We start from the raw sequence: 12,206 nt of genomic DNA on the forward strand, positions 1-12,206 counted from the left end.
CATGCAATTCATTGACCTGAAGAAGCAGTATCAACTCCTTCGCGACCCAATCAACACCCGTATCCAGCAGGTGCTGGATCACGGGCAGTACATCATGGGCCCGGAAGTCAAAGAGCTGGAAACGGCGCTATGCGCCTACACCGGCGCCAAGCACTGCATCACTGTGGCCTCGGGCACGGAAGCATTGCTGATTTCGCTGATGGCGCTCGGCGTCACCGCTGGCGACGAGGTCATCACCACATCGTTTACGTTTGTCGCAACCGCCGAAGTTATCGCGTTGCTTGGCGCCGTACCGGTATTCGTAGATGTCGAAAAAGACACCTGCAACATCCTGGCCTCTGAAATCGAAGCCAAGATCACGCCGCGCACCAAGGCAATCATCCCTGTGTCGCTGTACGGCCAGTGTGGCGACATGGACGAAGTGAACGCCATTGCGGAAAAGCATGGCATCACCGTGATTGAAGACGCGGCGCAAAGTTTCGGCGCCACATACAAAGGCAAAAAGAGCTGCAACCTTTCCAAGATCGGCTGCACGAGTTTCTTCCCGAGCAAGCCCCTGGGCTGCTACGGAGACGGCGGCGCCATTTTCACAAGCGATGACGAACTGGCGCAAGCCATGCGAGAAATCCGCGTTCATGGTCAATCCGGGCGTTATTACCATACCCGTATTGGTGTGGGCGGCCGCATGGACACGCTGCAATGCGCCGTGGTCCTGGGCAAACTCGAACGCTTTGACGCCGAGGTCGAGCAACGCATCCAGATTGGCGAACGCTATCGCCAACTGCTCGCGGATCTGCCGAGCGGCTCGGGCACGGTCACCGTACGTCCCGATCGCGACAGCGTGTGGGCGCAATTCACCGTCATGATTCCGAACCGCGAAGCCGTTATTACCTCGCTCAAGGAAGCCGGCATTCCGACGGCCGTGCATTATCCACGTCCGATCCATATGCAACCGGCATACGCGCATTTTGCCAATGCCTGCGTTACCCCAAATTCGGAGTACCTGGCCGAACGTGTCATGAGCTTGCCCATGCATCCTTATATGGATGAGGACGCCATTGCAAACGTTTGCAAAGCACTGATTAGGGCTCTGCAGCAATGAGCATCAAGATAATCACGATCGTCGGTGCCCGCCCTCAATTCATCAAGGCCGCTGCGATCTCTCGCCAGATCCGCGACAATCGACAAGGTCGTATCGAAGAAGTCCTAGTCCATACGGGCCAGCACTACGACGGCAATATGTCACAAGTGTTCTTCGACGAACTGGGCATTCCCTCGCCAAAGCACAACCTCAGCATCGCTGGCGGATCGCATGGGGCCATGACGGGCCGCATGCTTGAGGCCATCGAAGATATCCTGCTCCAGGAAAAACCTGATTGGGTTCTTATTTACGGTGACACCAATTCCACCTTGGCCGGCGCGTTGGCAGCTGCAAAGTTGCATATTCCCGTCGCCCATGTGGAGGCCGGCTTGCGCTCGTTCAACATGCGCATGCCCGAAGAAGTAAACCGAATACTCTCCGACCGCGTCTCCACTTTGTTACTGTGCCCCACCGATACGGCCGTTCAAAATCTGGCCAACGAGGGTATTACCGTGGGTGTGAGTAATGTAGGCGATGTGATGTTTGACGTTGCTCTCTATTATGGAGAGAAAGCGCGGCAAACCAGCACGATCATGCAGAAGCTTGGATTGAAGGAAAAATGCTTCATCTTGGCAACGTGCCATCGTGCCGAAAATACCGACGACTCTACACGGCTGTCCGCCATCCTGTCCGCGCTGGGGGACATTTCCGCTAGGCAAACCGTCGTGCTGCCGCTACATCCCCGTACGCGCAAACTGGTTGAGGCGAACCTCGAATCGTTGCTCGGCAATGTCCGCATTGTGGAACCCTTGGCATTCCTGGACATGGTGGCCCTTGAACAGTCGGCCAGCGCCATCCTGACTGACTCTGGCGGCGTGCAGAAGGAGGCATTTTTCTACCAGGTTCCCTGCATTACCTTGCGTGACGAAACGGAATGGGTAGAAACCGTGGATTCTGGCTGGAACCAACTGGTGGGCGCCAACCGTGAACGGATTCTGGAAGCCGTCGCGACGCTCTCACCCCCCTCCTCGACCCCCTGCCTGTTCGGGCGTGGCGATGCGGCAGAGCGTGCACTGGATTGCCTGGAAGCAACAACTAATGTTTGATAGATCGCAGCTATTGTGGAAGCACCGCAGGCTTCTTTGGGCGACCACGCTGACCGATGTGAAAATGCGTTTTTCCGGGACCATCCTGGGGCGTCTGTGGACGCTGTTGTACCCGCTGATGTTTCTCGGCTTGTACGCGGTCGTCTATACGATGATCTTCAAGATCAAGCTCGGCAACTATTCCACGTTTGAATATGTGCTGCTTATCTTTAGCGGGCTCATTCCATTCCTGGGCTTCTCCGAAGCGCTGGGTGGCGGGGTGGGTTGCGTGCTTGGTAATAAGGGGCTGGTCAAGAACACGCTATTTCCCATCGAGCTGATTCCCGTCAAGGCCGTGCTCGCCAGTTCGGTCACGATGCTGGTCGGGCTGGCATTGCTGCTGATCTTCCTTTGGGCCAATGGCATCGTGCATGCGACCCAGTTTATGCTGCCGGTCATCATCGTGCTTCAGCTGATATTCACAATCGGCCTGATCTGGCTGCTTTCGGCCATGAACGTGTTTATTCCAGACATCGCGCAAACCGTGTCGATCATGACGCTATTTCTGATGCTGGTTTCGCCGATCGCCTATACGCATGAAATGATACCGCCGGCACTGGTGCCCTTCATGTATCCCAATCCGCTGTATTACCTCATCATGCTTTACCGCGACGTGGCTTTCATTGGCGTGATTCCCACCTCCATGTTGATCACGTTCACGTGCATCGCTGGTGGTTTCTTTATGTTGGGCGGTTACGTGTTCTCTCGTCTGAAGCCTTTGTTCGCCGACTATGTCTGACCCGATTATCGAGATATCAGATCTCTCAAAGATGTTCCGAATGTTCCGGTCGCCGCGCTTCCGGATGATGGAAACCTTGGGTCTGCCCGTTCCCTCGAACAGCTACGAAGAGTTCTGGGCGCTGCGCGACATTTCGTTTTCCATCCAGCCAGGTGAACGGATCGGGTTGATCGGTCGAAACGGCGCCGGCAAAAGTACCCTGCTCAAAATCGTCGCGGGGCTATTGCGCCCGTCTTCCGGCTACGCGCGGGTGCGAGGCGAAGTCCAGGCGCTGATGGAATTGGGGACTGGCTTTCACCCCGAATTCACAGGCCGCGCCAACGTCATCTCGTCGTTGGCCTACCAGGGCGTGACCGGCAGGGAAGCCAAGCGCCTGCTGGACAGCGTCATCGACTTTTCGGAACTCGATGAGTTCATGGACAAGCCGGTCAAGACGTATTCGGCCGGCATGTATTCGCGCCTTGCGTTTGCGGTCGCCACCGCCGTGCGCCCCGAGATTTTGATCATTGACGAAATTCTCGGTGCTGGCGATGCGTACTTCTCGGCGAAGTCCGCCGCACGGATGCGCGAACTGACTTCACAAGGCACCACTGTTCTCTTCGTTTCGCACGACATGTCCGCGGTGCAAATGATCTGCGACCGCTGCATCTGGATCGAGCGCGGCCGCATGATCATGGACAGCGATCCGAACGACGTCAGCAAGCGGTATGCGGCATCAATCCGCAAGCAGGAAGAGCTGCGGCTGCGCGCGATCAACCTCAAGTTGCAGCGCGGCGACGTCAGCGAGTTGCTCACGGGCACTGACCTGGACAAGACACATATCTTGCGCTTGGTGACGTCGGCCCAACGCGCGCCGGAAAAGCCTGTGCCCGTGTATCGCGTCGACTTGCTGCATCACAACGAGACGCTGGATTCGGTTATTGTCGGTGACGCTCGCGATGACGACCGCACCGAACGCCTGCATCTGCTGACCGCCAAGGGATTCATGGAGTGGGGTCCGCCCTCCAAGGCGTCAGATGGGCAACCCTTCCGCATGGTCGGCCGCTTCAATGGGTCTTACAATCACGCCCCGATCAGCCTGCGCCTTCCAGTCGGCATGGGCGAGGACGTGAATTTCAGCCTGAAGATTACCCACGGCCCGGTCGATCCCGCCGAACCGTTGCTTCTGCAGATGTTTGACGGCGTGGACTACATCACGCTTGGCGCGCTGCAACACAGCGGCGCACGGGTGCTTGAAACAGTCATTCCAATGGAGGCTGCCGCAACCAGTGAAGCCGAACCGCCCAAGGAGGACGAGCAGCCGGAGCGCGATGACTTCACATATGGCACAGGCGACGCCTGGATTGCCGATGTGGACTTCTTGGACGCCAAGGGGGTCTCACACCGACTGTTCCATTTTTCCCAACCTATGTACGTCAAGATCGGCTGGCGTGCAAAGAAGCCGCTTGATCGCTTGGTGTTCGCCGTGTGCGTTTACGGCTTAGATGGCCGTTGCGTCTCACAGGTGATTTCGCCGTTCGTCTCGACAGAAGGCAACGGTTCGCAAGGCACTGTCACGGCGGCCTTTGAGCCGTTACGCATCGGCAAGGGTGATTACCTGGTTTCGATCGGGATATTTGACGGCCTCACCACGGAAACCAGCGGCGACGCCGTGGCGTTCGACGTCCAAGACCGCAAGTATCGCCTGCGTGTGACGCCCCCCGTCAACGCAGCACTGGAACGAGGCATCGTGGTGGACGACGCCGTATGGTCGGTCAACACTACCCGCGGGGGTCAAAAATGAGTTCGAACTACTACGACCAGGCCACCCTCTGGAATGCCGCGCCCAGCGCCGCGCAGGTCGACGTCGCGCAAGCGCTTAAGGCCCGTATCCCAGAGGATGTGCGCACTATCCTGGATGCAGGCTGTGGTAGTGGCATCGTCACCAACGCCCTGGTGGATCAATGGGATGTGATGGGATGCGACATCAGCCAGACCGCTTTGGCCCAGGTCAATGCACCGACCGTGCTTGCCGATCTGACTGACCTGCCCTTTGAAGATCAGAAATTCGACTTAGTCCTGTCCAGCGATGTCATCGAGCATATTCCGGACAGCGTGTATCGCGCGGCAATTAAGGAAATCGCACGGGTTGCCAGCAAATACATCCTGATCGCAGTGCCGTATCAGGAAATTCTCGAGGCGTCTACAGTACAGTGCCCGAAGTGCCGCTGCCGGTTTCACGCCCATTATCATCAGCGATCCTACTCGGCGACGAATTTCGAGGATCTGTTTCCGCCGGAATTCGAGGTGGTGTCGACCAGCCTGGCCGGAGAACGCTGGCCGTTCAGTAACGTCACGCTGTCACAAACCGGCCTGGAGCTGGCCGACCTGGACTACGAGTTTCCCTCTGCAATTTGCCCCGATTGCGGCACGCAACGTGAAGCACGCCTTCCTTCGCAGCAGGCAGCCATTCTGGAAAAACAGTTGCTCGCCCTGCAATACCTGCGTTACGAGCACGGATTGGAAACCGCACCCACGCCATCCGAATTGCTTGTGCTGCTCAAGCGCAGGGAAACCCCACCCGCGATGCCCCAGCGCATCAATGAGCCTGAGTTTTCGGGAGAATTTGCGGTAACTTCGCCTATTGTTCTGGATCAGTGCAGCCGTTTGGGACACTTGGTTAACTATCCGAGCCGGCCCTATCTCGTGCCTGATGGAGATGAATTCGAAGTCTTAATGATGCCACGCCTGCCGTATCAGATCTTTGCAACAGCAACGCAGCAAGACGCGCCGGAACTGGCCGTTTACGACGCGGTGAAGGAGCGATATCAATCTGTCCCCGTCAAGCGCGAGAAAAACGACGAATGGCGCTTTACTTGCCCGGAGGTCTGCCCTGGCACCGTTGGTTACCGAATCCGAATTCCCAAAGCAGCGGGCTTCGGGACATTGCGAGTAGTATGGTCAGAAGCCCTGAATTGGGCTCAGTGCTTTAATCGCGCTTTTGAGTTCAGCGCTGCGGTTTCAAATTTGCAGAACCAGCTTGAAGCAGAGCGCGCGGAACACGCTAAACAGTTGAATGCCATCAATGCACTGGCTAACGATATTGAGGCGCGACGCGCTTCGTTGGAAAGCCAGTTGAATCAGCGATCAGAATCATAAAAGAATCTTTCTGATCCGTATCATTGAATGAGTAGGGCCTTGTCAAGACAAGGCCCTACGCGCGCACCTTACACGCATAGTTATATCGGGTGTCATCGAGCATGAAGATTTTCCACGGGCCAAACAATATTGCTGGCGCTGCCGGGGTGCTTGCCAAGGCCCAGCGCACACTCGGCTACGATGCTGAAGCAGTTTGCTACAGCACCGGCACCTATGGATATCCGGCCGACAGATACTTGAAGCGGACGATGGCTGACCGCGTGTCTTCGACGATTAAGGAGAGCCTAACACACGACGTGTTTCATTTCTATTTCGGCCAGTCGTTAACGGGTGGAAGTCTATATGACGTGCCTTGGCTGAAGCGCATGGGAAAAAGAGTCTTCTTCTATTTTTGCGGATGTGACCTGCGCGACGCCAAGGCGGTTATCGCCCGGCATGAATACAGCGCTTGTAAAACGTGTTGGCCCGCTGCTTGCAGCGCCAATCGCTTGAAGGCGGTCGAGACCGCGAGCAACTGTGATGGCATTTTTGTTAGCACACCGGACTTGCTGGAATTCGTAGAGGACGCCATTTGGTTGCCGCAACCGCTGAACTTCGAACAGTTCGACGCCCTACGCCAGTCGTTGCAAGCTAGCGCAGCCTGGAGCCAACGCGCCAAGAAGACGGTGCGCATTGCTCACGGCCCGTCGAGCCGGCTGCTCAAGGGCACGATCCATCTCGAGGAAGCCATCGCAAGTCTGCAGGCGCGTCACCTCGACGTCGAATTGGTGCTGGTCGAAAAGATGAGCCATGTTGACGCCATGCAGGCCTGCCTGGACGCAGACATTATTGTTGATCAATTATTGATCGGCGCCTATGGACAGTTTTCCGTTGAGATGATGGCGTTGGGTAAACCGGTGGTTTGCTACATCCGCGATGATCTCCGGCCCCTGTATCCTGCAGATCTTCCCATCTTATCCGCCAATCCACGCACCATCGAGCAAGTATTGGAAAGCTTGGTGAATCAACCGGAGACCTGGGCGGGAATGGGTGAAGCGGGTTTGACCTATGCCAGGAAATATCACGATTCCTTCGCTGTGGCAAAAATTGCGATAGACGCGTACAACATTAAAAATACATAATTAAATAGATCGGCAGATTATTTCCATGCGAATACTAATGATGACCGATGATGTGCAAATTGACCGCCGCATCATCCAGGAAGCAAAGTCACTGATCGCTCGTAACAATGAGGTAATCCTGTTGTCAGCTCCTGGTGAAAACCTGGCGCCGCACGAGGTTATCGAGGGAGTAAAAGTTGAACGCGTCACTTTTTCGACCAGCCGTCAGCGTTTGATCGAAGTCATCATCGTCCGCATTCACGGCCGCTTTATCGAACTCGTCAACGCGGGGTCGACCGTTGGCCAACGCTTGAGCTCCAAAGTGGCCTCACTGCCGTTCAAGGCGTTGTCGTTTCTGCGCCGCATGACGTGGCGTGCTATTCACCCCCGCCGGCCCACACCGAATTCGCCAGGCCTGACTCGCATCACCGGCCGCGCGCAGTCCATCGCCATGCACGTCACCTGGCGTTGTTTCTGGCTTGCCGCCGTGATTTCCAATCGCTTGCTGGCGTTCACGCTTCGCGTCATCCGTCGCATTGCACGCGTGACCAGCCGAGACGCCACGCTGGTCGAGCGGGCCAAATTCTTCAATGCAGATGTCGTCCACGCGCACGACCTACCGCAGCTGCAAGCGGGTGTAAACGCGGCGCGCGAGTTGAATGTCCCCTTGATTTATGACGCCCACGAGCTGTATCCCGAAATCTGCACACTCACGCCAGAGCAACAAAAGCGCCTGGGGCGCGTGGAAAAGAAACTGATCAAGCATTGCGACGCAGTGATCACGGTCAATCCTCATCTAGCGCAAGAATTCGCGCGGCGCTATGACATCACGGCCCCGGACGTCATTCTCAATGCCATCGATCCTTTCGATGACCTTCATGATCGGCCGCGCAACTTGTTCAGAGAAGAATTGAACATTCCCTCGGACAAGCAAATTCTGCTATTTCAGGGCTGGATGTCGCCCGACCGTGGCTTGCAAGATCTGGTGCGCGCCCTAGTCAATGTCCAGCCCGACGTGCATCTGGTCTTCATGGGTTACGGTGATCTCGTCAAAGACCTGACCAAAATCGCCGAAGAGGTCAACGTGCTGGACCGGGTGCATTTTAAAAATGCCGTTCCCCAAGTCGAACTGTTGTATTGGACCGCGTCGGCCGACGCCGGCATCATTCCCTATCAACCGGTAGATTTGAACCATTGGTTCTGCTCGCCGAATAAGCTGTTTGAATTCGTTCAGTCGCGCTTGCCCATCATCGCCAACGACCTCCCTTATTTGCGGGATGTCATCACCACGGATGGAGTCGGCCTGGTTGCAGACATGAAGTCGCTGGACGCCCTGTCGGCGGCGATCAATGCCATGTTCGACCCGGAGGTAGGCGGCGCTGCGCGCTTCAAGCCGGCCCTTGAGGCAGCACAGTACAAATATTCATGGCAGGCCCAGGAAGCCCAGCTCTTTGGCATTTACGAACGCGTACTCGGCCAAGGAAAAGCATGATGACAACGAACGCCCACGTGCCCGGACGCCTGTTGCGAGCCGGCCGGGAAGTCCGTTGGACCAGTCTGTTGATGATCGCCGCTATCTTTTTGCTGTTTGCGTCAACCGCCCACGCTCAGCGCGCCGGTCTGTGGATGCAGCAGTTCATGGAGATGTCGCCAAACCAATGGTCGGTGTACCAACGCAAGGTCGAAATGGTGACCAAGGAAACTGGCGATGCCAGGATTCTTGATGAGTCGCCCACCCTGATCGCCATGAAGGGGCTGGACGCGCTGTTGCGCAAAGATGTCGTGCTGGCGAAAACACAAGCTGCCCTGTTGGACCAATACGCGGTCACGCGGCAGAATGCGACGTGGTTTGAATTCCGCTGGGACTATTCCACGTCCTGGCCGTACAAGCTGAAAGCCCCTTGGATATCAGGCCTGGCGCAAGGGCTGGGTTTGTCGCTCAACACCTGGCTATATCAGGCCACCAAGGAACCGCGTTATCTGAAGGCTGCCCGGAATATCGCGAAGAGCTATCTGGTTCCCATCGAGAACGGTGGATTCTTGCGCAAGGAGGCTGACGGATCGATAAATTTCGAAGAGTATCCGGTCGCCACGCCCACGCATGTCTTGAACGGTGCCGCGCTAGCCACGCTGGCATTACAGGATTACGCGAAAGTCAGCGGCGACAACGCTTATGCCAGCACGATTAAATCCGCCTATGCTTGGTGGAATAGCAATATTGCACGCTATCAAGTCGTGGATGCGTCCTATCCGGAAGTCGTGTCCGCCTATTCCCTGGCGCCACACCGAAATGAATTGCTGTTTCGTCTCTTGTCGGACACGCCTTTCAATGTCCGTAAAATTTCATTCAAACCGGAAAAGGGTGATCCACTGACGCTGCAAGTGGGCCAATCAGAAGATGCCGACCGTTCCACGGACGCCTTCCTTTGGTTTAATCCAAAATTCCAAAACTGGAGCGAACCCAAGGAAAGCTCTTTGGGAAAATACAGAAGCTTTGTTCCTAAACAAGGCGAATATAACCACGCGCCTTTTACGTTTTCAGTGACACCAGAGGCCCTGAAACAATCCGCCACCCTGGAGTTGCAAGTTGACGACTTGCAGTCGGGCGAAGTGCTCGTTCAGTTGTATACAGGCAAGGAATATCTCCCGGTGGGAAAAATTGCGATGCAAGGCACGCAACAGACCCTCAGTTTTCCGATATCCGCGGAAGTTCTCGGCGCTTTCCAGGATGCGCAATCCGTCCCGCCGCCGGTCGAGCCTGCTTATTTCACCGACAACTACCTGTTGGTGAGCTTGCTTGGCCAGGCAGGCCATTCGCCTGTTCTGCAACGCGCGGCCCGCCGGTTCGAGAATTCGACATCGTTGACACCTGGTGTCTACGACGCAAGTCCGCGCACGCGTTGGCTGCTTGGGGAACCCATGCAATTCAAAGCACCGACCGAGCATGGCCCCGAAGCCTGGCACACGGAATACCCGAGCGTCTTGGTGGCGGATGGCCTTTGGCAGCTCTACTATTCCGCCATTGGGGAAGACAGCCGCTGGCGGATCATGCATGCAACATCCAACGACCAAGGCAAGACCTGGGGGCCGTCCGAGCAGGTTCTTGACGAGGCCCACTTGGAATTCCACGGAAGTTACGCGTTTCCATCTGTCCAATACGACAAGATGCACGAGCTATACGTCATGGTGTTCTCCGCGGACTATGACCGCGATGGCCACTACGACGCGGTCATGCTCGCCGAATCCGCCGACCTCAAGACCTGGACGCCGCCGCGACGCGTCGCCAGCGAAGGCGGTCTGGCTCCCATCCTTTGGCATGACGGCGAGTACTACCATATCGCCTATACGATCAAGGATGGGGAGTCCTTCCACGTGATGGAAATGCAGTCCCTGGATCGTCTATCATGGACCCTTCCTAAGTCCATTGCCAGTGCACGCGCCCGATTGCATTCGGGTTTCTATACCCTCGCGCGCCTGCCCAGCCGAAAGGACTTCTTCATGATGGAACGCTTCCTAGCGCCTGGTCGGATTGAATGGAGAGTCATGTGTCGAGCAGCTGACTCGACGTTGATCGACGTTTCAAAATCGCCCTTCTACGTCTTGGGTGCAAACCCGGGAAGGTGGGACGACTATCGATATGGCATGAGCTTTTTCCGCGCTCCCGATGGCCGACTGCTGATGTTTCTGAACGGCATACCATTTGGCGCCGAACATGGCGGCAGCATGGCGATGGTCGGTGTAGACGAGAAGGCGCTTTGGAAGAACATCGACACGTCGAGCTGTCATTGACCCGTACCTTCTTTGACACATCGACACTGTGCCAATCCCAGTTTAATCAGCAACATATCCACAAATTTTTGTTTGGAGTTACCTAAATGGCAGTCAGCTTTATAGACTTGCGCCGCTTCGAGTCGGGTTTTCAGGAAGCATGGCAACGCCAGGTCGCGGAGATGTCGGCACGAGCCGAGTTTATTGGCGGACAGAGCGTTTCTCGACTGGAAGAGCGACTCCGTGAAGCCACGGGCGCCCGCGAAGTGGTGAGTTGCGCGAACGGCACCGACGCCCTCCAACTGGCATTGCGCGCCGTTGGTGTGGGCCGTGACGATATCGTGCTGGTGCCGGACCTCACTTTCTGGGCGACTTACGAAGCCGTTGTGAACGTCAACGCCACGCCGTACACGGTTGACTGCAACAAGGCAGACCAAAGCCTGGACGTGGACCTGGTTGCCGAATTGCTCGGCACGGTCAAGCCCAAGGCCGTCATCGTGGTGCACCTGTACGGCTGGGGCACGGCTCGTCTGGCTGAACTGCGCAAGCTGTGCCGCGATGCGGGTGTTGCACTGATCGAAGACTCCGCTCAGGCATATGGCGTGAAGGTCGACGGCGATTCCATTTTCAAGGGCGCCCACATCGCGACCACCTCGTTCTACCCGGCAAAAGTGCTGGGCGCGGCTGGAGACGGCGGCGCCGTGTTCTGCGAAGATAAGACGTTGGCCGACACGGTGCGCCGACTGTCCAACCATGGTCGCACCGCCCATTACGGCCACGGCGACGTGGGTTGGAACTCCCGCCTGGATTCGCTGCAGGCCGCCTTCCTGAACCTGAGCTTGGATCACATTGACGCGCGCCTTGAATCGCGCCGCGCCTCCGCGAACCTCTATCGCGAAAAACTTGGGAATCGTTTCCCGAGCTTTACCGTTGCAGATGCACCGGCCGGTTACGAAGAAAATGGTTACTGCAACGTGAGCTTCGTGGACGACTTGGCCGTCAAGGCGCGCCTGGAAGCCGCGCTGAAGGAAAAGCAAATCGGCTTTGGCAATATCTACCCCTCGCCCTTGTCCAAGCAACCCGGCGCGGCAGCCTACCTTAAGGGTCAAGCCGGCGGCGAGACGGCGGCGTGGCTGTGCAGCCATGTGATCAACCTGCCGTTGTTCCCCTATATGACTGACAGCGAAATCGCCGAAGTTGTGGACACGGTCAGCGCCGTTCTGAGCGCCTGACGT

The 12,206-nt window shown here is 56.7% G+C and carries 9 protein-coding genes; all 9 read left to right on the top strand.

Annotated elements, in window-relative coordinates; genetic code table 11:
• The first annotated feature begins 1 nt into the window (after position 1).
• The gene (locus P8T11_RS18890) at positions 2–1,102 is read left to right on the top strand and encodes a DegT/DnrJ/EryC1/StrS family aminotransferase (RefSeq protein ID WP_268080558.1); all 1,101 of its coding nucleotides are present in this window, start codon (positions 2–4) and stop codon (positions 1,100–1,102) included.
• Positions 1,099–2,187, top strand: coding sequence for a non-hydrolyzing UDP-N-acetylglucosamine 2-epimerase (wecB, locus tag P8T11_RS18895; protein WP_268080557.1), 1,089 nt, complete (start codon positions 1,099–1,101; stop codon positions 2,185–2,187). Before P8T11_RS18890 ends, wecB begins: the two co-directional genes overlap by 4 nt.
• Positions 2,180–2,965: an ABC transporter permease gene (locus P8T11_RS18900; protein WP_268080556.1), complete on the top strand. Its 786-nt coding sequence runs from the start codon at positions 2,180–2,182 to the stop codon at positions 2,963–2,965. Before wecB ends, P8T11_RS18900 begins: the two co-directional genes overlap by 8 nt.
• Positions 2,958–4,748, top strand: coding sequence for an ABC transporter ATP-binding protein (locus tag P8T11_RS18905; RefSeq protein WP_268080555.1), 1,791 nt, complete (start codon positions 2,958–2,960; stop codon positions 4,746–4,748). Before P8T11_RS18900 ends, P8T11_RS18905 begins: the two co-directional genes overlap by 8 nt.
• The gene (locus P8T11_RS18910) at positions 4,745–6,103 is read left to right on the top strand and encodes a class I SAM-dependent methyltransferase (protein WP_268080554.1); all 1,359 of its coding nucleotides are present in this window, start codon (positions 4,745–4,747) and stop codon (positions 6,101–6,103) included. The genes P8T11_RS18905 and P8T11_RS18910 overlap by 4 nt, the downstream gene beginning before the upstream one ends.
• Positions 6,104–6,204: 101 nt before the next feature.
• Complete coding sequence (locus P8T11_RS18915; protein ID WP_268080553.1) at positions 6,205–7,224, top strand: hypothetical protein; 1,020 nt, start codon at positions 6,205–6,207, stop codon at positions 7,222–7,224.
• 37 nt (positions 7,225–7,261) lie between these two features.
• Positions 7,262–8,695 (top strand): glycosyltransferase family 4 protein, encoded by a 1,434-nt coding sequence (locus P8T11_RS18920; protein WP_268080552.1) that lies wholly within the window; start codon positions 7,262–7,264, stop codon positions 8,693–8,695.
• A complete protein-coding gene (locus P8T11_RS18925) occupies positions 8,692–10,992 on the top strand; it encodes a D-glucuronyl C5-epimerase family protein (protein ID WP_268080551.1) in 2,301 nt (766 codons plus the stop codon). The genes P8T11_RS18920 and P8T11_RS18925 overlap by 4 nt, the downstream gene beginning before the upstream one ends.
• 86 nt (positions 10,993–11,078) lie before the next feature.
• A complete protein-coding gene (locus tag P8T11_RS18930) occupies positions 11,079–12,203 on the top strand; it encodes a DegT/DnrJ/EryC1/StrS family aminotransferase (protein WP_268080550.1) in 1,125 nt (374 codons plus the stop codon).
• Positions 12,204–12,206: the final 3 nt, after the last annotated feature.

This window comes from Achromobacter spanius (assembly GCF_029637605.1).
In the GTDB taxonomy this organism is placed as follows: domain Bacteria; phylum Pseudomonadota; class Gammaproteobacteria; order Burkholderiales; family Burkholderiaceae_B; genus Achromobacter; species Achromobacter spanius_E.

What these genes read in the sequence shown, in the direction of transcription:
- P8T11_RS18890 (WP_268080558.1), top strand. Translation starts at nt 2, where the DNA reads ATGCAATTCATTGACCTGAAGAAGCAGTATCAACTCCTTCGCGACCCA.
- wecB (WP_268080557.1), top strand. Translation starts at nt 1,099, where the DNA reads ATGAGCATCAAGATAATCACGATCGTCGGTGCCCGCCCTCAATTCATC.
- P8T11_RS18900 (WP_268080556.1), top strand. Translation starts at nt 2,180, where the DNA reads ATGTTTGATAGATCGCAGCTATTGTGGAAGCACCGCAGGCTTCTTTGG.
- P8T11_RS18905 (WP_268080555.1), top strand. Translation starts at nt 2,958, where the DNA reads ATGTCTGACCCGATTATCGAGATATCAGATCTCTCAAAGATGTTCCGA.
- P8T11_RS18910 (WP_268080554.1), top strand. Translation starts at nt 4,745, where the DNA reads ATGAGTTCGAACTACTACGACCAGGCCACCCTCTGGAATGCCGCGCCC.
- P8T11_RS18915 (WP_268080553.1), top strand. Translation starts at nt 6,205, where the DNA reads ATGAAGATTTTCCACGGGCCAAACAATATTGCTGGCGCTGCCGGGGTG.
- P8T11_RS18920 (WP_268080552.1), top strand. Translation starts at nt 7,262, where the DNA reads ATGATGACCGATGATGTGCAAATTGACCGCCGCATCATCCAGGAAGCA.
- P8T11_RS18925 (WP_268080551.1), top strand. Translation starts at nt 8,692, where the DNA reads ATGATGACAACGAACGCCCACGTGCCCGGACGCCTGTTGCGAGCCGGC.
- P8T11_RS18930 (WP_268080550.1), top strand. Translation starts at nt 11,079, where the DNA reads ATGGCAGTCAGCTTTATAGACTTGCGCCGCTTCGAGTCGGGTTTTCAG.